This is a genomic window from Methanogenium organophilum (assembly GCF_026684035.1).
Lineage (GTDB): Archaea > Halobacteriota > Methanomicrobia > Methanomicrobiales > Methanomicrobiaceae > Methanogenium > Methanogenium organophilum.
This window is the reverse complement of record NZ_CP113361.1, coordinates 13,766-32,868: the sequence shown is the minus strand read 5'-3', so window position 1 is coordinate 32,868 and position 19,103 is coordinate 13,766. Positions and strand designations below refer to the sequence as shown.

Below are 19,103 nucleotides of genomic sequence, written 5' to 3'. Positions count from 1 at the left end.
ATGAACAGAGAGGGAGCATCTGCGTTCCTCTTAATAATATAAAATTGAGGAGAGAATTACATGGCAAGACGAAAAAAACAAGTTGGACGAAGAGTAGAAGGCTGGAAAGCAAAGAGCTGGTACAAGGTATACGCACCCGAGTATTTCGACCGTGCATATCTTGGTGAAACCATTGCAGGTGACGCACAGAAGGTTGTCGGCAGAGTTATGAGAACCACACTCGGTGAGATGACCTCTGACTATTCCAAGCAGAACGTTAAGATGAATTTCAAGGTCACCAATGTCGGCGGCGACTCTGCATACACAGAATTCGTCGGACACGAAGTGACAAAGGACTACCTTCGTGCAATGGTCAAGCGCCGGACATCACGTATTGATTCACTGGTAATGCTGACCACGAAAGAAGGACGGAAGATCCGTGTGACCGCATCATGTTTCACCATTTCCCGTGCAGACATGAGCCAGGCAAAGGCAATCCGGTCAACAATCACCCAGTATCTCATTGCAAAGTCATCTTCCATGACCTACGAACAGTTCGTTCGTGACATGGTCCTTGGAGAACTCTCACGTGAGATATTCAAGATTGTAAAGAAGATTTATCCGACACGCCGTGTTGAGATCATCAAATCAAAAGGTGAAGAGAAGGCAACCGGTAAAGCCCGTGTAGTGGTGGAAGAACCGGTAGCAGAAGCTGAACCGGTAGCTGAAACTGAGCAGGTTACCGAAGAGGAGACCACAGCTGATTCTGAAGTTCCTGCAGAAGATGTGCAGGAAGAAGAGAACTAAGTCTCCCTTTTTTTCCGGAGGGATCCGGGGTCACGTTTTATTCACGTCATTGCCGCCTTCACGGCACGTGAAACACAGATAATTGTACTGAACACTATGTGTGTGTCTGCTGAACTATGGAATGCACGTATCAATCCTGATACCTGATTCTGCGAGATAATCGGTAGATGGTATTTATGAATATATATCCAGAATTTTCGTTGCTTCCACATGCTCTTTTTATCATCACCGTGATTTCATGCCGGTGGGAATGATGATTCATCTGTGACTCTTTTCACAGAGATGATTAAGAAGACTCATATGGATACGATGAGTAAGTTTCTTCAGAAGGCGGGAACAGGATGGAGAAAGGTGGACAGGATTGGTTTGAACAATGTATCCTTCCGGATAATACTGAACTCCAGGAACATACACTGAAAACGGACAGGATTATTGTCATTGGGGACCGGTGCAAAATAGACTATGGTCTCGAAGGCAACGAAATTGTTGTGTGCGAATTCAGTACCATAAATGGTGACATCCGTGCCGGAGGGGATGTACGAATTGACAATTTCTGTGAAGTGCAGGGGGATGTGTATGCCACAGAGGATGCATATCTTGGTGAAGGGGTCAAAATCAGGGGGCGTCTGATAGTAAACGGCGATCTGGATATCGGGGATAATGTCCAGATTGAGAAGGGTTTTGAGGCAAAGGGATGGATCTCAATCAGAAACCCGCTTCCTGTTCTGACGTATATCGTATTATATCTCGTAACTCTCCTTGGAATTGAAAAGGAAGAAGAAATATCCGAGATTATGCAGAAACTTTTTGGATATGATGAGCATGAAGCAGCAGAAATGCCCCTGATGATCCCTTCAAATTCAGTTCTCGACATGGAGACATTTGCTGTTCCAAAGTCGATGACAATTGGTGCAGACTGCCGTCTTCATGGTAATATCAGGGCAGGTTCGGTGACTGTTGATACCGGAAATACGATCTTTGGAAGTCTTCGTGCAGAAGGGGACATTACGCTTGCTCCAAACAACGACATTCATGGCAATATCTATTCAGCCGGAAATGTTGTCATCTGTGAGGGAGTGCATGTCCTGGGAGATGTCCAGTGCTCGAATCTGACACTAAATGAAGAAGCACGTCTGGATGGAACGATTAAGGCACCATTGGGTGTTCGGATTGTGAGAGAAAAATGCTGATTGATCAAATTTTTGAGGTGACCGGGATTCAGTGTATTGAACCGGTGTTCGCGGAGACAACTGAAGATTATTACACGGAAGAACTCCTTTCTCTTTCGGCAGAAGAAGCACGCCTGTTAATCGATGAGAATGAATATCCCATCGGACTCGCGCTGAAAACGGATGACGTCTGGGTTGCAGGCAGTTTTGTATTCAGGTCTCCATCACGTGCAGTTCTCTCCAAATTTGAAGAGGTTGGCGGGGATATATATCAGGAGGACGCATCCCGGTATGTAGACAGCCTCCGGGAATACTTCAGCCTGAAACTGCTGTCTGAGGTTCCACCGGCAACGGAAGATACCCGTCCGGAAAGAAAGGAGATGGTTGCCTCCCTCATCGGGGAAATATGGGGTTCACTCAATGATGAAGTATGCATTGACTGCTGCTGTGGGTCTGGTGTGGTCTCTGAAGCTATCGCTGAGTGTGGCGGACGGCCTTGTGCGTATGACAACGACCCGGCCCTTATTGCTCTTGGGTTGCAAAGCGAACGTCTGTCTGCGCATCAGGTGATGCATATCGATGCCACACGTGCAGGAGATTATATCTCTCCGGTCGGGTATGGTGTGGGGTGCATGCTTGGGGATATCACGGCATTTAATGCGGACATGTGGGAAAATATCGTTGCAGAGCTCCTCTGTTTATCTGAAAAAACACTTATTTCCACAGCAACAGAACCGGAAATCCGCCGCGTTGAGAACTGGTGTCTCGCGGAAGGGCGGTCATGTGACATAATCGAAAATAAACGCGACCCGATTTACGACAGATGGGTCTGTGTCACATCAGTCTGATTTCCAAAATTCTTTTTTTTGTATCGGTCTTCGGTCGCTCATCTGGGGGGGGTGGCACCGGGTTCGTCATGTGGCCTATCGGGTGGCATGTATGAATGGTTTATGCCCCTCCGGCGTCAATGATATTGATATATCTGAGGCATGTCATGCATTCTACTGAGGTACCTGAACTTCTTGCACCAGCCGGTTCCCCGGATGCGTTGATCGCTGCGGTTTCAGCGGGGGCCGATGCGGTTTATCTGGGGGGGGACCTGTATGGGGCCCGACGGAATGCAGTCAATTTCGGCAAATCCGAGATGGAATGGGCGCTTCGATATTGCCACACGCGTGGTGTCAGGGTATATGTAACACTGAACATTCTGCTTTCAGACGCTGAACTGCAGGGCGCGGTACAGTATGCATACTGGCTGTATGAACAGGGTGTCGATGCAGTGATTGTGCAGGATGTGGGGCTCGCAGATATTCTTCATACCCATATTCCTGCTCTGGTTCTGCATGCATCAACGCAGATGACCATACTCTCAAAAGAGGGCCTTGGATGGGTGCATGCACTGGGTTGTTCCCGTGTAGTCCTTCCCCGCGAACTTACCATTCAGGAAATTTCAGCACTTTATGCCGGTTCGGACGACCGGTATCCTGCACCGGAAGTGTTCGTCCACGGTGCACTCTGCTATGCCTATTCCGGACAATGCCTTCTTTCATCGCTGATAGGAGGCAGAAGCGGGAACCGAGGATCCTGTGCCCAGCCATGCCGCAGGGAATATACTTTACTTTGCGGTGCTGCAGATGTTTGGGGACTTCCGGCACCGAACACTCTTACTGCTGTTAAGAAACAGTATCTTCTCTCTCCACGGGATCTCTGCGTATACCCCCATATCTCTGAGATCATCAAATCCCCGGCGGTATCCCTCAAAATCGAAGGGCGCATGAAATCTCCTGAATATGTTGCGACTGTTGTCTCTGTCTACCGGAAGGCACTTGATGAAGCGAAGTCAGGAGCGTTTGTTCCGACAGAGGCTGACATCCTGACATTAAATGCAGCATTTAACCGTGAATTTACCGGGGGGTATCTGCTGGACAAAAAGAGCGGGACCGTGATGGGGCCGGAAGCACCGGGAAACAGGGGTGTGCATATCGGGACGGTCTCCTCATACAATCCCCGGAAGAAACTGGCTGAAATATCTCTGAACGGGGTATATTCTCCTGTTGTGGGAGATGGACTCTCGTTTTCCGGTAACGGGGACGGATTTTCGGGGGGAACTGTTCTCAGAAAGACGCCTGATATCCGCAACCGAAAATGTCAGGTGCATGTTCCCATGCATGTGCGTTCCGGGGACGCCGTCTATCTCACAAAATCCGGGAGGGATGCCTTAGCTGCAGATGAACTCATCAGGAACAAAGGGTCCCGGATGGTTCCGATTCACCTCAGTCTGAAAATGGAAGATAACGTGCCTGTCATGAATGGAACGGCATTTCTCAGAACCGGAGAGATATCTGTAACATTTAAGGCAGATTTTGCCTTTTCATTGGCAAAGAATCGCCCTGTTGCCGCAGAAACGGTTACCGATCTGCTCTCCCGGACAGGGGATACGCCCTATTTCATCGAGTCCTTTTCATCGGACTACTCCGGCGGATTATTTGCGCCGATAGGTGAAATTACCCGATTCAGACGTGAATTTTTTGGTGCGCTTGAGGAGGCCATTGTCCGTTCGTTTGTACCCGGAAAAATCGAATTTAATGCCATTCCAGATGGATCTGTCTGCAATGCTGCACGAGAATCGGGCACCACATCTCCCTCCCATCTTCCGCTCCATGATGTCGAAATTTCAGTGTATGCTTCTGACTGTGATACGGTGCGGGGGGCGCTGGAAGGTGGGTGCAGGAAGATTTACTTTGAACCACAGGGAAGACCGGGGGATGGCAGGGTATGGAATGCTGCCGAAACCAAAGACTGGCTGATGTCAGAAATTTCCGCAGCATCAGCCCTTTGTGCAGAATATGGTGCTGATATCATCTGGAAATGGCCACGCATCACACGGCAGCATTTTCTGGATGCTGCATGCTGTATTCTTCCATCCCTGCAAAAATCAGGTGTACGGGGAGTAATGGTTGAAAATATCGGTGCTCTTGCTGCGCTCAGAGGAGTCGATTCTGCCATCTCAATATACGGGGGAACCGGGCTGAATATATTCAACAGCCATTCTGCCGCCATATGTGGCCGTGACTGTGTCTCTGTGACTCTTTCTCCGGAACTCTCTCTTTCGTCAATACAGGTACTGGTATCCGAACTGCTTTCGGATGAGAGAACCGGAACAATTCCTGAATGTATCATTCACGGCTCTGCTGAACTTGTCGTGAGTGAAGACTGTGTTATTGCAACAGCAGCGGGAACGTGTCCCGGATGCAGGGGGCTTGCAGGTACGGGGAATTGGTTTGGGCTGAAAGATGCCAAAGGGCATGTTTTCCCGGCAACTATAGATCGCGAATGCCGGACTCATATCTGGAATTCCCGTGAAACCTGCATGATTGACCATCTGCATTCACTTCTGGACGCAGGTATCCGATCTGTTGCCATTGATTGTCGTATCAGAAACGGCAGGTATGCACATGCCGTCGTGCGTGCATATATGTCCGCGTTTGAATTATTGTCTGCCGGAACCGGTATGAATGATAAGGATATTCAGGCGCTGAAGGATGAGATCCAACAGATTGCATCCGGAGGTATTACCACCGGGCATTTCCTGAAAGGAGTCATTGAAAAAGAGAAGAAGATCTTTAGTGTTTGATCATTTTTGCTTTTCTTCGCAGCATATCCGCTTCTTCGGCATCACTGACACGGAGGAGGAAGGTTCCATAGCAGGGTTTTGTGAATGGAAATGTAATGACATCGCCATCGATTCCTATTCGGATGGGAGGTATTCCGATAATTACTTTATCAAATAGTTTGAATCCTGGTTCGACTTCATAGATTTCCGAACAATTTTTGGAAACATACGTGGCGCCCTCTTTAAACGAGATGTGTTTATCTATGACCTCATAATTCAGTTTTTCTATGCATCCCATGATAATACCCCATCAATTTTTCTTTTCAGCGGCAGGGGATTGTGGCTTCCCTGGGCGGTGACTGCCGGACATCCAATCTCATCCAGTTCACTTGTCCGTGCCTGTGTTTCACTCCCGAAGACGACTGCGATCACGTTTCCGGATGAGATTGCCTGCACAGTAGCTGCATATGCCACTCCTGCCTCATTATGGACAAAAACAAACGAAACGTCTGCATCGAAGTCACCGTCTGACATATGGTCAATGATGCGATCAATATCCTGCAGTTTTCCGGTGTATTGTGCATCGATATCTGCCATTTCGACCAATGCCCGTGCTGATTTTGTTCCTGCAATTGTTACGTCAACATTGTTTCTGCGAAGCATTCCGCTTAAGTACAGTGCTGCACTCGTCTGTATGGGAACCTGTGGGCATCCGAGCAGGAGTAATGCTGAATCCGGTTTTTTCTGAATAATGTTCTTCTCACTCATGTGTGTTACCGTCCGGTTTGTCCGTAAGTTTATCATTGATCCCCGAAATTCGCTCCGGGTGTGCAAATATTGTGAACCTTCGTTCGCGTGAAAAATTAATAAGGGTAATTCCTGTTTTCTCTGCGAGGTCAATTCCTTTATTTGTCGGAGCTGCCCGTGAGATGAGTATTGGTATTCCAGCATTTGCCACTTTTCCTACCATCCCTGAAGGTTGTCTTCCCGTGCAGCCGATGTAACAGAGGGAACGGTCTGTTCGTTCCAATTCAGCTGCTCCGACAACCTTGTCCACGGTATTATGACGCCCGATATCACAGCTTTTTGCGACAACAGTTCCATCTTTTAGGAGAACAGAACAGTGCACTCCTCCTGTTTTTTGCCAGGTGTCCGACATGATTTGAGCTGTGGCTGCATACACTTCTTCGGGTGGAATCGTGAGAGATGATGCGATGGTTCCGGGTTTGCTCTGATGAATTCCATGTCCCCCTCCTGTGCGCATCTCAAGGGTTACATCTTCTCTCGCATCGGCTTCCACCCATATGTCAGTACCTTCCACTTTCACCGACTCGACAGTATCACAAAGCCCTTCACAGATAAAAAATCCTGCTCCGAGTTCTCTCACCATATCGTTGCTCGCGATTTGATCCATGATGTGGACATTGTTTAGGTAGAGGGAAAACCGGTCTTCCCGTATGACCTCATCAGTAATTTTCCGGGGTATACCATCCTCAACCCGGATTCCGGGGTATGTGTCAGTGAACATTTGAAACCCTGCCTGTGGTGAACATCAGTTATCTCCTGCAATTAATTATATAGATTCTATTGGTTGCTATGAGTGCTCTTATATTGCTGTGTTTCCTTATATGAGTGCATGATGTATGCACAGCGTCTGGAGCATCTTCCGCCGTATCTTTTTGCGCGGATCGATGCAATGAAGGCCGAAAAGAGGGCGCAGGGTGTTGACGTGATTGATCTGGGAGTAGGTGATCCTGATCTTGCGACTCCGTCCCATATTATAGATGCACTTGTGGAAGCAGCGCGTAATCCCGCGACTCACCATTACCCTGATTATACCGGCATGCTTGCATTCCGTGAGGCCGTAGCAGAATGGTACAGGAATCGGTTTGCCATTGAACTGGATCCAAAAACCGAAGTGCTGGCGCTCATTGGTTCAAAGGAAGGTATCGCACATATTCCCGAGGCATTTGTAAACCCTGGTGATTATGTATTGGTGCCTTCCCCCGGCTATCCTGTATACCAGACTTCAACGCTTTTTGCAGAAGGAAAAACCTGGAATATGCCTCTCTTGGAAGAGAATGGATTTCTTCCGGATTTCAGCGCAATTCCCTCAGATGTCTGTGCAAAAAGCAAACTGATGTTTTTGAATTATCCAAACAATCCGACCGGAGCGATTGCCCCCCTCTCATTCTTTGAGGAAGCCGTTGAATTTGCACAAGAGCATGATGTCATTATTGTGCATGACAATGCATACTCTGAAATTGCATTCGATGGTTACCGGGCACCATCATTCCTTGAAGTTCGCGGGGCAATGGATGTCGGCGTTGAGATGCATTCCCTCTCAAAAACATACAATATGACCGGATGGCGCATTGGTATGGCAGCAGGGTCTGCAGATATCATCGCAGGACTCGGGCGGGTTAAGACCAACGTTGATTCCGGTGCATTTGATGCAATTCAGATGGCAGGAATAACCGCACTGACTTCTTCACAGGAATGTGTTGAGGAGTCGTGTGCGGTGTATAAGGAACGGCGGGATGTTCTGGTTTCGGGTCTGCGCGAGTTAGGGTTTGAAGTGACATCACCAAAGGCGACATTCTACGTCTGGCTTAAGGTTGATGATTCGATGGACTTTGCAGCGAAAATGCTCAACGAGGCAGGCATTGTTGTTACTCCGGGCATCGGATTTGGAGATGCCGGCGAAGGATATGTGAGATTTGCCATTACCCGGTCTGTTGAAAGAATTGAGGAAGCACTGGAGAGAATGCGGGGAGTGTTTGCATGAATTATCCCCCTCACATTTCAGAAAAAGATGGCCATCTCTATATCGGCGAGCATGACACCAATGTTCTTGCAGAGAAGTACGGGACTCCATTATATGTGACCGATGAGCAGCGTATCCGGGATAATTATCAGTCCTATTATGACGCGCTGAAAGGCTATTACGACAAAGTGCAGGTTCTGTATGCGGCAAAGGCAAACGGAAATCTCGCTGTCATGAAAATATTTGCCTCTCTTGGTGCCGGTGCTGATATATTCTCTGCCGGGGAACTCCATCTGGCCCTTGCCGCCGGGATGAATCCGGATTATCTGCTTTACAACGGAAGTTCAAAAACGACGGAGGATCTTTCCCTTGCTCTTGAAAAGAAGATCCGTGTATCTCTGGATTCGGTGGATGAACTCCGGCAGCTCAGTGCGATTGCCCAGGATGCCGGGGTAACAGCAGAGGTTTCTTTCCGGGTAAACCCTGCAATGGAGGTTCCTACACACCCCAAGATTGCAACAGGGCTTGCCACGAGTAAATTTGGTATCCACGCAGGGGAGATCGTGTCTGCGTACCAGGCGGCAATGGATGCCGAGAATATTCTGCCGGTTGGTATCCACTGCCATATCGGGTCACAGATTCTCGAGGTTGCACCATTCGCTAAGGAAGCGGAAGTTCTCATCTCGGTAGCCAGTGAAATAACGGATATTGGTGTGAAGTTACGTTTTATGGATGTTGGCGGCGGTCTGGGTATCCCGTATCATCATGATACCGATCCTGTGCCGACTCCGGCAGAATACGCGGATGCGGTGATGCCGGTGTTTCTGGATGGCATCAATTCGATTGGAATCAAACCTGAATTCTGGGTTGAGCCCGGGAGATTCCTGATGGCGGATTCTACTGTTCTTCTGACACGGGTGAATTCAGTCAAGCAGTCTCACAAGAAGTTTGTGAATGTCGATGCCGGGTTTAACCTGCTTGCACGCCCTGCGATGTATGACTCATACCATGAAGTGGTTGTTGCAAACAAGACCGGCCCCGATTATGCAGATGATGCAAAGAGGGATGTTATGACTGTCACAGGCCCTATCTGTGAAACGGGTGACATTCTCGCACATGACAGACTTCTTCCGGCGGTTGAATCAGGAGACCTGATTGCAGTACTCGATACCGGAGCATATGGTTTCTCGATGTCATCACAGTACAACAGCCGTCCCCGGTGTGCGGAGGTAATGGTGAATGGTTCACAGGAAGGGCTGATGCGCCGTCGCGAATCAATCATCGATATAAAACAGACAATGAAAGATCTGCCGTGGCAGAAGTGATTAAGCCATCGGGCTACCTATTTTTTGATACATATGCGGGCATATTATTCCCTAGTTGACGACCTGTTTCCATTTGAAACATTTCAGGCACTGGTCGAGGAGGTTTGTGAAGATTCAGGGAATGTCTTTGATGAACGCACCTCCGCGATGATTGTACTGCGACGTGCCGGAAGGAAACATCAGAAAATTGGGCGCCTGCCGGAAAATTCTACGTTTGTTCATTTTTTTGCAAAAGTTCTTCACAAAGGTGATGCCAGGCTGTTCACCCGTGATGATGGGTCACCCGGTGCCGTAAGACGTGTCGAGGTTGGAGATGACAGTGGTGAAGTGTCTCTTCTGTTCTGGGATGAGCGTGTTTCTGTCGTTGATGAGATCGATATTGGCGAGGTTATCGAGGTTGTTGGGAAACGTGAATCCGGACGTGATGTACGGGTAATTGATCTGCAAAAAACGGTCTGCGATATTCCAACCCGAAATGATTCCGAGGGATTTTCAGGAAATTCCCCCAATGGAGATACTCTCGAGGGCACAATTGTGACAATTGGGGAGACCAGCACATTTACGCGCCGTGACGGAAGTGAGGGGAAACGGGTTGATGTTGCTATTGCCGATGATACCGGAATTGCGGTCCTCGTGTTCTGGAATCCTGATTTGCTGGAAGGCTTTGCTCCCGGACAGGGCATATCCATATCCGGATTACGCAGAAATACCCGTAGTGCAGGAAGGGAGTACACAGCCGGGTTCCATGCATCGGTTGAAACATCGGATGTCAGGTATTCGCCGCTATTTTCACCGGTGTCTGATCTACAGCCGGATACCGTGGTATCTGTTTCCGGGACAATTCATGCCATAAAGAGCGTACGCGAGTTTACAACCCGAAAGGGAACACAATCATGGGTACGGAATGCTGAATTGAGGAACGACAGCGGAACTATCCATCTGGTACTCTGGGGGGATAATGCGAGAAATTCCCCCCCCGAAGGAGAGCATATTTCCTTGTATAATGCGTCCTGTAAGTATGACCGAAATGGCAGAGTGGAAATTCATGCCAGTTGGGGATGTCTTCTTGTCTGTGATTCGGAACCCGTGAGTGAAATCGTTCGCATCTCCGGAATGGTTATTCAGACTTCGAAAGGGCGATGTATTGATGATGGACACGAATGTCTTTGTATTGATGCGGAGCTGCCGCCCGGCATGGAATATGTTGTAGAAGGGGTACAGACCGGAGACAGACTTTCCGTATCCACATATTCGGTGTTAACCCGGTCAAGAGATTTGGTGGAAGAGCGTATCCGATCAATTGTGGGGTGAGGATTACTTTCACCCTCCGCACGGCTTGCCTTCTTATTATATCAGAAAAATTGTTTATCTGTAGAAATACAATTGAGAGGTACTGAATATGGCAGAACAAGAAATTGAAGATATTCCCGGTGTTGGACCAACAACAGCTGATAAGCTCAGGGATGGCGGATACACAACAGTAGAAGGCATCGCAACGGCATCCTACGCCGATCTTGCGGAAGCCGCAGAAATTGGTGAGTCAACAGCAAAAAAGATGATCCGCGAAGCGCGGAAAATGGCTGATATTGGCGGATTTAAGACCGGTACTGCTGTTCTTGAGGAACGAAAAGAAGTCCGCAAACTCAAAATGCTTGTTCCGGATTTTGATGAACTGATGGGGGGCGGTATTGAAACCAAGTCAATCACTGAATTCTACGGTGAATTTGGTTCCGGAAAGAGTCAGATCTCACATCAGATGGCAGTTAATGCGCAGCTTCCGGAAGAATATGGCGGTCTGGATGGTTCCTGTGTTTACATCGATACGGAAAATACATTCCGTCCGGAACGAATTGAACAGATGGTAAACGGTCTTGAACTTGAAATAGACATTCCTCCGGTAGAGACGTTTCTGGAACGCATTCATGTAGCAAAAGGATACACCTCTGATCACCAGATGCTCCTCGTCGACAGTGCACGGGAGCTTGCAGGTGAACTTCGTGAGACCGAACATCCTGTCAGGCTTTTTATTGTCGATTCCCTCACTGCACATTTCCGTGCGGAGTATTCTGGTCGTGGAACGCTTTCGGTTCGGCAGCAGAAGCTCAACAAGCACATGTATGATCTTGCAAAGCTCGCAGAAGAGCATAATGCGGTTGTTCTTGTTACGAATCAGGTACAGTCAAACCCTGCTGTATTTTTCGGAGATCCAACAAAACCGGTAGGCGGGAATATCGTTGGGCATGCATCAAAGTTCAGAATATACCTTCGGAAGAGCAAGGGCGGCAAACGTGTTGCAAAATTAGTTGACAGTCCGAGTCTTCCTGATGGGGAAGCCGCATTCCTTGTGGATGAAACCGGGCTAAAACCGCTCTAGAGTTGACTAAATATATGAATACCTCTTTTTCTCATACCATATCGGCAGTTATTACCGATCTTGACGGAACTCTGACCGATAAACGCAGGCGCATAAGCACTGTCGCAGTTGAATGTATCAGAACACTGACGGATTCCGGGATTCCTGTCATCCTTGCAAGTGGCAACACCCTGTGTTCAATGACCATTCTCGCAAAGATGATTGGGACGGATGGAACGGTCATCTGTGAAAACGGCGGAACATATCGGATTGGATTTGACGGTGACGAATGTATTATCGGTGATATCACGGCATGCAGAAACGCATTTTCAGTACTGCAGGGGTATTTCAAAGAAAGAGGGGAGGTTCTGCAATTGTATAGTCCGGAATATCGTTTCGCTGATGTTGCGTTTGCGCGCACAGTTGATCCGGATATTGTCCGGGAGGTGTTGTCAGGCACTCCTGTTCGTGTGCTGGATACCGGATTTGCTATCCATCTGCAGACAGAAGGGATAACAAAAGGCACTGCGTTTTTACAAATTTGTGATGCAATTGGGAGAAAACCTGATGAATTTCTGGCGGTTGGGGATTCTCATAATGATATCGAGATGATTCAGGCAGCAGGGTATGGTGCAGTTGTGCAAAACTGCAGTGACGATATATGTCAGGCCGCAGATTATGTTTCCGGAAAAAAATATGGTGAAGGATTTGTTGACGCAGTACAAAATGTGTTTCCTTCACTTTTTTGACATGAAGCGATCAACGACGATATAATCCCTAATATCTTTTACCGCTTCAAACGGAATGAACAATTTATCGTCCTCTGTTCGGTAACTTGAAGTGTCAAATCCGGATTCCGGCTTTAAAATAAGATCTGTCACTTCTCCTGATTTATAGTCCACCATGATATTCCGTATTGTTCCGATAACAACACCATCAGTACTCATTACTTTTTTTTTGGAGAGTGTCCGGGAAAATGTCAGTTTCATGTACAAAAAGAGTGGGTATTCAAGTATATATAGTCTTCCAAATCGTCGGTATTGTCCTTCTTTTTAGGTTTAAACCAACAATGGTGGTTGATTCCCATGCATTTTCAGAGAGATGGGAATACATGGATTATATCTGACTGCGTGAGAATTCCTACTGGTTTGTTATCTCTGATAATGACCAGTCTCCCGATATTTTCTTCTTTAAATCTTCCAATCACTTCATACAGATTTATATTTGGTGAGGCTGTGACAACATTCCGTGTCATAACATCGGTAATGGAATCTGTTAGTGATTTCCCCCTTGCAATTCCCCCCGCAATATCGGTAAGAGTTACAATTCCTATGACTTTCCCATTTGCAGTAACTGGCGCGCCATGTATTTTTGCCTCCGAGAATATCCGAAATGCATCTGCAAATGTGGACCCGGTATCGATACTGATTACAGGTGAGGACATATAGTGTTTAATCCGTTTCTTTGGTAGAGAAATCATTTCGGTAATGGTAATCAAAAGCGACTGTGAAACTTCGTCTTTTCCGTATATTTCACCGCGCACCAGCAGTTTTGTTACAGGAGACGGTCCGATGGTAATTGAATCCCCGATATCGAAGTTTTTTGCACTTCCAATGAGCTTTACAACAGCCTGACAGATGTCAGGGTGGCATAGAGTGGTGAAATCAATCTCGGATACATTGACACTTGGCACTAATTCTTCATCCTTTCTTATGGGAACAAGGGATTCATTCGCATAGTCATCAATATTCAGTTCCCTGTATGCCTGAGATGTTGGTGTATAGCCGCCCTTTGGTCCCGGTACACCGTCTACAAGACCCAGTGCCCGCAATGCCTGCATCTGATTTCGGACAGTCCCAGGGTTACGTTTGAGCACTTCAGCAATCCCCTCACCTTTTATTGCTGAAGAACTCTCATGATACAGCGTAATTAACGTAATCAGAATATCCTTCTGAATCGGTGAAAGTTCCATACTGATTAATTGCTTCTTAATTGCTAATAATAATGGGTTGTGCAATAGATGGAATATGAAAATATACCGACAATATTAACTGCGGATGAAATGCTTGACCGGGCTTTTCGCAGGCCTGCTCTTGATAAACGTGAAAAAAGGAATAAGAAACGCGCTGATGAAGAATTTATCCGTTCCATATCCAAATCACTGAGCGATAAACTAATTGATACCGTCAAACGGTTTCCCACAATTGAGAATCTTCCGGTATTCTATCAGGAGATGACAGATCTTCTCTTTGGAATTGACAGAATGCGGCGATCTCTTGGCGCGTTATCGTGGGCTGCTAATCAGGTAATGATAATCGGGAATGATTATGCATGGAAGATTCGTAAATCGGATCATTCGGCTGATGTTCGCAAACAGGGGACCGCACGCATAGCTTCTGTTATCCACCAGATTGATGATGAACTTCATTTTCTCAATGAAGCACGTAATACTCTCCGAAAACTTCCGGATATCAGAGATGAGTTTACCATTGTTGTCGCAGGATTTCCGAATGTCGGAAAGTCTTCGTTCATCCGGCATGTCTCGTCAGCAGATCCGGAAGTGGCAGAATATGCATTCACCACAAAACAGATTGTAGTTGGACATTGTGAAATAGGGAGAGAGCGGATTCAGATTGTTGATACGCCGGGAATTCTTGATCGGCCTGCTCATGAACGCAATTATATTGAGCATCAGGCACTGTCTGCGATAACCAATGTCGCAAATGTTATTTTGTTTATTATTGATGCGAGTGAAGCATGTGGATACCCGATTAATGAGCAGCTGAATCTCCTGGAAGAGATACAGAGAGTTATTGCTGAAGTGCCAATTGAAGTTGTGGTAAATAAGTCCGATTTGAAATCACTGGATGGATACCAGAATATGTCAACGGCAACCGGTGAGGGGATTGAAGAAGTTGTGAATCTCCTCCTCACATACCGGGAATCCAGGCCCAGCTTCCTGTCAGAGTGCACAGAATAAGAAATCCGGCGATCGCTCCGCCATTCAGGAGGGGAAGACCTGCCTGAGGTTTTCCCCCTGATACGAACCATAACAGAGCTGCAAGGCCACAGATTGTGCCTGCCATTGCGCCAATGGTTGGTAGCGTGATACCGAATATGGCAGGTGTGTCTGTTAAAAATGCAAGGGAAGAAACAACGAGGATATTTGGCATGATGAGATCTCCCATGCCCATGATGTATGCCCCTCTGTCTTCCTTATTCTTTTTTATCCCGACTCCTTCTTTGATATATGAATAATTGCGCGATTTTGGAACCACAACCAGGATTGGCGTTTTCATGTTGATTACGCTTTCAGCCAGATCAACCATGTGCTTTGTGCGGTATACAGATATCGCATCGTAAACTGCAAGAATGACCAGAAGAATTAGTACCGGCATTATGGTAAGCGATATCCCGAATATCGCTGCAGCGCCCCCGCATATCAGAACGCCCAATATATCAATGATATACCATTCGGGGTATGCATAAAGGAGCACTCCGGATACAACTGTGGCAACGATTGTGAGTGTCCATGCAATAACGGTGCCTCCCAGAGCAAAGAGAAAGAGCGCGCTGTAGATATATCCAAAAATAAAGAGAATGGAAAATGCAATAATGGCCTTTATGACAAATTCCTTTCCGCGTCTGATGAGCCAGAGAAGAACTCCTGTGAATATGAGGAGGATTATTATAAAATAGAGGGGATTTGCCGCGGATTCTGGATCTTCGAATGCTTCATAGCCCGCGCCAAGCATCAGGGGTGTAAGGAAGATGGAGATCATTTGTACGGCAATCATCAGAACACCCATTCCGATGAACGGAGCGATTTGTCTCATATTCATTGATACGTCAATATTTGCCCTGATTGGTTAAAAAGAGTATTTACCTGAAAAATTATCCTGTGTTGATGATCGATTGCTATCAAAAACGATATAGGTAATTTAATTAGTGCCCTGCAGATATCAGATATTATGGATATTCAGGAATCCATTGTCGATATCATACTGGCGATTGTCCTTATCATTTCAACGTTGGTTCTGATCATGCGTGTATGGCAGGATCTGATACTTGCAGTGGCGGCAACGCTGATGATGGCATCGTTGGGGGGACTGTTTCTCTCTCTTGGGGCAAAGATCAGAAACCTTGATCAAAACGTCATCGCGAGGGAACGAACTATGCGCATGAATCTGGATGAACTCAATGTCATGGTGAGCAATAAATGCGATACCATGATCTCAGAAGTTCATCAGATTGTCGGTGAACTCTCCCGCAGAGTATACCGTTAGAAAAAACCCATACTATTTTGATACCTATGGGCGTTGCATTACGGGAAGTTCTAACGGATTATAAAGTGCCGGTTGGGTGGGATTCGCTTTCCGGCACCGCAGCGATTGATGGAAACAATGCATTATATCAGTTTCTGACCATTATCAGACAGCAGGATGGAACTCCGTTAATGAACAGTGAGGGAAAGGTTACCTCTCATCTGTCGGGGCTCTTTTTCAGGACTGCACGGTTTTTGGAGTATGGAATCAAGCCGGTTTATGTATTTGACGGAAAACCGCCTGACCTGAAATCAACAACTATTGCGAAACGGCGCGAAATTCGTGACAAGGCAGGAACCGCATGGAAAGTGGCGCGTGAAGAAGGGGATGTTGCAGAATCCTACAAGCAGGCGCGCGCGTCAACCCGGGTTGATGAATGGATCCTGTCAAGTTCTAAGGAACTTCTGACGTGCATGGGAATTCCATTTGTGGATGCTCCCAGTGAAGGTGAGGCACAGGCCGCCTTCATGGTGCGGAAGGGTGATCTGGATTTTTCCGTATCGCAGGATTATGATTCACTGTTGTTTGGTGTACCGGTACTTGTGAGAAATCTGGCTGTCAGCGGGAAACGGCGGATACGTGGACGGACGATAACGGTTGAACCGGAAAAATTGTATCTGTCAAAGATTCTTGAAGGCCTTGGTATTTCCCGCGAAAACCTGATTGAAATGAGCATTCTCATTGGAACTGATTTCAATGCAGGAATTAAGGGAATCGGGCCCAAAACTGCACTTAAAATTGTGCGAAACAATGCATTTCAGGAAACTCTTGACGAAAAAGCTCCTGATTTTGATCCGGAACCGGTAATTGATTTTTTCCGCTCCCCCCCAGTGACGGAAAAATATGATATTTCCTGGCAAAATCCCGATGAATCTGCCCTTCGGGATCTGCTCTGTTCACGGTATGAATTTTCTGCGGAACGTGTTGATGCTGTCCTCACAAAGATGCGCACAACAGCAGGTCAGAAGACTCTGGACCACTGGTTCTGACCTTTTTTTCTGCCATGTCCGAAGGTTGAATATGTTGGATGCAGATATATATGCATGCAGCGGCGTGTGGTAACATTTTCACGCAATGCGTTTCTTCCCCTGACTACAGTCTGTTGTAATTCATGTGGATATTGCAGTTTCAAAAAGCCACCTCAGTTGGGGTGTGTCATGTCTCCGGCTGCTGTCCGTGATGTTCTGCAGCATAGTGCGGGGATGGGGTGCACTGAAGCATTGTTTACTTTTGGAGAACGTCCGGATGACGTACCAGGGTTTGCTGATCACATTTCTAAAATCGGATATGCCGATATTCTTGAATACTGTTATGATATGTGTAAAGAGGCCCTTGCGATGGGCATGCTCCCCCACACAAATGCAGGTATTCTCACCGAAGATGAAATGAGGCATCTGCGTACGGTCAATGCAAGTATGGGCCTCATGCTCGAGACGACTGCTGTCATTCCGGCCCATCGTGGTTCGCCCGGAAAAGCTCCGGAAGTTCGTATTGGCATGATGGAGGACGCAGGAAAGCTAAAAATTCCATTCACCACCGGAATATTGATCGGGATTGGTGAAAGCGTGGAGGACCGTATTGAATCACTGGAAGTGATCAGGGATCTCCATAAACGATATGGTCATATTCAGGAGGTAATTATCCAGAATTTCTGCCCGAAGGAAGGCACACCCATGGAAGCTGCAACGTATCCGGGAGTAGAAGAGATGTGCGCGATAATTCGCAGCGCACGGGAGATCCTTCCGGAAGATGTGATGGTTCAGGTTCCTCCGAATCTCACTGACGCATCGTATCTTGTCACCTGTGGCGTTGATGATCTGGGAGGTGTTTCACCGGTCACCATTGATTATGTTAACCCGGAACATCCCTGGCCACAGATTGATGAACTTAAAGCAGTTGTCGGGAATAATATTCTAAAAGAACGTCTTTGTATATACCAGCGGTTTATCGACAGGGGATGGTATGATGACCATCTGGATGAAATAATACAGACACTCAGGAAAATGATTGAGATTAGGAATTCAACGGAATTTGGAGATGATGATTAACATGAATGAAGACCAGCTTCTTTATGAAGGAAAGGCAAAATCGGTATTCCGGACATCTGTACCCGGTGAGCTGAAAGTAATATTCCGGGATGATATTACCGCATTCAATGGTGAGAAAAAAGATACACTCGCAGGAAAAGGAGAATATAACGCACGTGTTTCTGCATTTTTCTTTCAATATCTGGAAAAAAATGGGATTCCAACACATTTTATCCGAATGGAAGATGAAAGAACAATGGTTGTCAAAGAACTCACCATGATTCCTCTTGAAGTCATTGCCCGTAATGTGGCTGCGGGTTCTATCGTTAAAAAGTTCCCGTTTACCGAGGGTCAGCTCATTGAGCCGCCTGTTATCGTTACTGATTATAAAAGTGATGAACACGGCGATCCGTCGATAAATGATGACCTGATTCTTGCTCTTGGCTTTCTGTCAGCAGATGGTCTGCGGGACGTTCGTGAGATGACCCTTAAAATAAATAAACTCCTGAAGGATTTTTTTGCAGAGGCAGGAATACAGCTGGTGGATTTCAAGATTGAGTTTGGGCGCTCTGGTGACACCATCTATCTGGGAGATGAAATAAGCATGGATTCCATGCGGTTGTGGGATGAAAAAACCGGAGAATCACTGGATAAGGATGTATACCGGTTCGGCAAGGGTGACGTGCTCTCCGCATACGGCAAAGTTGTTGACAAGATATTACAGACATTATGAGGTAA

General features: G+C 46.9%; 20 protein-coding genes. 14 read left to right on the top strand and 6 right to left on the bottom strand.

Annotation, left to right across the window (positions count from 1 at the left end):
• Positions 1-60: 60 nt before the first annotated feature.
• The 4 genes from OU421_RS00165 (at position 61) to OU421_RS00150 (ending at position 5,589) form a co-directional block, all read left to right on the top strand.
• Positions 61-786, top strand: coding sequence for a 30S ribosomal protein S3ae (locus OU421_RS00165; protein ID WP_326493508.1), 726 nt, complete (start codon positions 61-63; stop codon positions 784-786).
• Between the two features lie 341 nt (positions 787-1,127).
• On the top strand, positions 1,128-1,976 hold the full coding sequence (locus OU421_RS00160; RefSeq protein WP_268186554.1) for a polymer-forming cytoskeletal protein: 849 nt from the start codon (positions 1,128-1,130) through the stop codon (positions 1,974-1,976).
• Complete coding sequence (locus tag OU421_RS00155) at positions 1,970-2,803, top strand: hypothetical protein (RefSeq protein WP_268186553.1); 834 nt, start codon at positions 1,970-1,972, stop codon at positions 2,801-2,803. The genes OU421_RS00160 and OU421_RS00155 overlap by 7 nt, the downstream gene beginning before the upstream one ends.
• A gap of 146 nt (positions 2,804-2,949) precedes the next feature.
• Positions 2,950-5,589 carry a U32 family peptidase gene (locus tag OU421_RS00150; RefSeq protein WP_268186552.1) on the top strand — a complete coding sequence of 880 codons (2,640 nt, stop codon included), beginning with the start codon at positions 2,950-2,952 and terminating at the stop codon, positions 5,587-5,589.
• Here OU421_RS00150 and OU421_RS00145 read toward each other — a convergent pair.
• From OU421_RS00145 to fdhD, 3 genes are read right to left on the bottom strand one after another with little or no spacing between them, the layout of a single operon-like run.
• Positions 5,579-5,866 (bottom strand): DUF1894 domain-containing protein, encoded by a 288-nt coding sequence (locus OU421_RS00145; protein WP_268186551.1) that lies wholly within the window; start codon positions 5,864-5,866, stop codon positions 5,579-5,581. The two genes, OU421_RS00150 and OU421_RS00145, sit on opposite strands and share 11 nt — an antisense overlap.
• A complete protein-coding gene (locus tag OU421_RS00140) occupies positions 5,854-6,336 on the bottom strand; it encodes a DUF1890 family protein (protein WP_268186550.1) in 483 nt (160 codons plus the stop codon). Before OU421_RS00140 ends, OU421_RS00145 begins: the two co-directional genes overlap by 13 nt.
• Positions 6,329-7,096 (bottom strand): formate dehydrogenase accessory sulfurtransferase FdhD, encoded by a 768-nt coding sequence (fdhD, locus tag OU421_RS00135; RefSeq protein WP_268186549.1) that lies wholly within the window; start codon positions 7,094-7,096, stop codon positions 6,329-6,331. The genes OU421_RS00140 and fdhD overlap by 8 nt, the downstream gene beginning before the upstream one ends.
• A gap of 111 nt (positions 7,097-7,207) precedes the next feature.
• On the opposite strand from fdhD, the gene OU421_RS00130 reads away from it, so the two are divergent.
• The 5 genes from OU421_RS00130 to OU421_RS00110 all read left to right on the top strand — a co-directional run bounded on the left by OU421_RS00130 (position 7,208) and on the right by OU421_RS00110 (position 12,762).
• Positions 7,208-8,356 (top strand): LL-diaminopimelate aminotransferase, encoded by a 1,149-nt coding sequence (locus tag OU421_RS00130; RefSeq protein WP_326493528.1) that lies wholly within the window; start codon positions 7,208-7,210, stop codon positions 8,354-8,356.
• Positions 8,353-9,660, top strand: coding sequence for a diaminopimelate decarboxylase (lysA, locus tag OU421_RS00125; protein ID WP_268186547.1), 1,308 nt, complete (start codon positions 8,353-8,355; stop codon positions 9,658-9,660). The genes OU421_RS00130 and lysA overlap by 4 nt, the downstream gene beginning before the upstream one ends.
• A gap of 33 nt (positions 9,661-9,693) precedes the next feature.
• The gene (locus tag OU421_RS00120) at positions 9,694-10,971 is read left to right on the top strand and encodes a hypothetical protein (RefSeq protein ID WP_268186546.1); all 1,278 of its coding nucleotides are present in this window, start codon (positions 9,694-9,696) and stop codon (positions 10,969-10,971) included.
• Positions 10,972-11,059: 88 nt separating this feature from the next.
• Positions 11,060-12,034 (top strand): DNA repair and recombination protein RadA, encoded by a 975-nt coding sequence (radA, locus tag OU421_RS00115; RefSeq protein ID WP_268186545.1) that lies wholly within the window; start codon positions 11,060-11,062, stop codon positions 12,032-12,034.
• A gap of 14 nt (positions 12,035-12,048) precedes the next feature.
• Positions 12,049-12,762 carry a phosphoglycolate phosphatase gene (locus OU421_RS00110; RefSeq protein ID WP_268186544.1) on the top strand — a complete coding sequence of 238 codons (714 nt, stop codon included), beginning with the start codon at positions 12,049-12,051 and terminating at the stop codon, positions 12,760-12,762.
• On the opposite strand, the gene OU421_RS00105 is transcribed toward OU421_RS00110, so the two are convergent.
• Both OU421_RS00105 and OU421_RS00100 read right to left on the bottom strand, forming a co-directional pair.
• Positions 12,751-13,002, bottom strand: a complete 252-nt coding sequence (locus OU421_RS00105; protein WP_268186543.1) for a PRC-barrel domain-containing protein — start codon at positions 13,000-13,002, stop codon at positions 12,751-12,753. The genes OU421_RS00110 and OU421_RS00105 overlap by 12 nt on opposite strands.
• A gap of 104 nt (positions 13,003-13,106) precedes the next feature.
• Positions 13,107-13,985: a CBS domain-containing protein gene (locus tag OU421_RS00100; protein WP_268186542.1), complete on the bottom strand. Its 879-nt coding sequence runs from the start codon at positions 13,983-13,985 to the stop codon at positions 13,107-13,109.
• A gap of 48 nt (positions 13,986-14,033) precedes the next feature.
• Between OU421_RS00100 and OU421_RS00095 the strand changes: the two genes are divergently transcribed.
• Positions 14,034-14,993, top strand: coding sequence for an NOG1 family protein (locus tag OU421_RS00095; protein ID WP_268186541.1), 960 nt, complete (start codon positions 14,034-14,036; stop codon positions 14,991-14,993).
• On the opposite strand, the gene OU421_RS00090 is transcribed toward OU421_RS00095, so the two are convergent.
• Complete coding sequence (locus tag OU421_RS00090; RefSeq protein ID WP_268186540.1) at positions 14,944-15,855, bottom strand: presenilin family intramembrane aspartyl protease PSH; 912 nt, start codon at positions 15,853-15,855, stop codon at positions 14,944-14,946. The genes OU421_RS00095 and OU421_RS00090 overlap by 50 nt on opposite strands.
• A gap of 129 nt (positions 15,856-15,984) precedes the next feature.
• On the opposite strand from OU421_RS00090, the gene OU421_RS00085 reads away from it, so the two are divergent.
• Genes OU421_RS00085 through purC form a run of 4 tightly spaced genes read left to right on the top strand, consistent with a single transcriptional unit; the run spans position 15,985 to position 19,098 of the window.
• The gene (locus OU421_RS00085) at positions 15,985-16,299 is read left to right on the top strand and encodes a hypothetical protein (protein WP_268186539.1); all 315 of its coding nucleotides are present in this window, start codon (positions 15,985-15,987) and stop codon (positions 16,297-16,299) included.
• Between the two features lie 26 nt (positions 16,300-16,325).
• Complete coding sequence (gene fen, locus OU421_RS00080) at positions 16,326-17,327, top strand: flap endonuclease-1 (RefSeq protein WP_268186538.1); 1,002 nt, start codon at positions 16,326-16,328, stop codon at positions 17,325-17,327.
• Positions 17,328-17,381: 54 nt separating this feature from the next.
• A complete protein-coding gene (gene cofG, locus OU421_RS00075) occupies positions 17,382-18,386 on the top strand; it encodes a 7,8-didemethyl-8-hydroxy-5-deazariboflavin synthase subunit CofG (protein ID WP_268186537.1) in 1,005 nt (334 codons plus the stop codon).
• A 1-nt stretch (position 18,387) separates the two neighbouring features.
• Positions 18,388-19,098, top strand: coding sequence for a phosphoribosylaminoimidazolesuccinocarboxamide synthase (gene purC / locus OU421_RS00070; RefSeq protein WP_268186536.1), 711 nt, complete (start codon positions 18,388-18,390; stop codon positions 19,096-19,098).
• Positions 19,099-19,103 lie beyond the last annotated feature (5 nt).

What these genes read in the sequence shown, in the direction of transcription:
- OU421_RS00110 (WP_268186544.1), top strand. Translation starts at nt 12,049, where the DNA reads ATGAATACCTCTTTTTCTCATACCATATCGGCAGTTATTACCGATCTT.
- lysA (WP_268186547.1), top strand. Translation starts at nt 8,353, where the DNA reads ATGAATTATCCCCCTCACATTTCAGAAAAAGATGGCCATCTCTATATC.
- OU421_RS00130 (WP_326493528.1), top strand. Translation starts at nt 7,208, where the DNA reads ATGTATGCACAGCGTCTGGAGCATCTTCCGCCGTATCTTTTTGCGCGG.
- OU421_RS00100 (WP_268186542.1), bottom strand. Translation starts at nt 13,985, where the DNA reads ATGGAACTTTCACCGATTCAGAAGGATATTCTGATTACGTTAATTACG.
- radA (WP_268186545.1), top strand. Translation starts at nt 11,060, where the DNA reads ATGGCAGAACAAGAAATTGAAGATATTCCCGGTGTTGGACCAACAACA.
- OU421_RS00090 (WP_268186540.1), bottom strand. Translation starts at nt 15,855, where the DNA reads ATGAATATGAGACAAATCGCTCCGTTCATCGGAATGGGTGTTCTGATG.
- OU421_RS00140 (WP_268186550.1), bottom strand. Translation starts at nt 6,336, where the DNA reads ATGAGTGAGAAGAACATTATTCAGAAAAAACCGGATTCAGCATTACTC.
- OU421_RS00105 (WP_268186543.1), bottom strand. Translation starts at nt 13,002, where the DNA reads ATGAAACTGACATTTTCCCGGACACTCTCCAAAAAAAAAGTAATGAGT.
- cofG (WP_268186537.1), top strand. Translation starts at nt 17,382, where the DNA reads ATGCAGCGGCGTGTGGTAACATTTTCACGCAATGCGTTTCTTCCCCTG.
- OU421_RS00085 (WP_268186539.1), top strand. Translation starts at nt 15,985, where the DNA reads ATGGATATTCAGGAATCCATTGTCGATATCATACTGGCGATTGTCCTT.
- OU421_RS00145 (WP_268186551.1), bottom strand. Translation starts at nt 5,866, where the DNA reads ATGGGATGCATAGAAAAACTGAATTATGAGGTCATAGATAAACACATC.
- OU421_RS00150 (WP_268186552.1), top strand. Translation starts at nt 2,950, where the DNA reads ATGCATTCTACTGAGGTACCTGAACTTCTTGCACCAGCCGGTTCCCCG.
- purC (WP_268186536.1), top strand. Translation starts at nt 18,388, where the DNA reads ATGAATGAAGACCAGCTTCTTTATGAAGGAAAGGCAAAATCGGTATTC.
- OU421_RS00155 (WP_268186553.1), top strand. Translation starts at nt 1,970, where the DNA reads ATGCTGATTGATCAAATTTTTGAGGTGACCGGGATTCAGTGTATTGAA.
- fen (WP_268186538.1), top strand. Translation starts at nt 16,326, where the DNA reads ATGGGCGTTGCATTACGGGAAGTTCTAACGGATTATAAAGTGCCGGTT.
- OU421_RS00120 (WP_268186546.1), top strand. Translation starts at nt 9,694, where the DNA reads ATGCGGGCATATTATTCCCTAGTTGACGACCTGTTTCCATTTGAAACA.
- fdhD (WP_268186549.1), bottom strand. Translation starts at nt 7,096, where the DNA reads ATGTTCACTGACACATACCCCGGAATCCGGGTTGAGGATGGTATACCC.
- OU421_RS00095 (WP_268186541.1), top strand. Translation starts at nt 14,034, where the DNA reads ATGGAATATGAAAATATACCGACAATATTAACTGCGGATGAAATGCTT.
- OU421_RS00165 (WP_326493508.1), top strand. Translation starts at nt 61, where the DNA reads ATGGCAAGACGAAAAAAACAAGTTGGACGAAGAGTAGAAGGCTGGAAA.
- OU421_RS00160 (WP_268186554.1), top strand. Translation starts at nt 1,128, where the DNA reads ATGGAGAAAGGTGGACAGGATTGGTTTGAACAATGTATCCTTCCGGAT.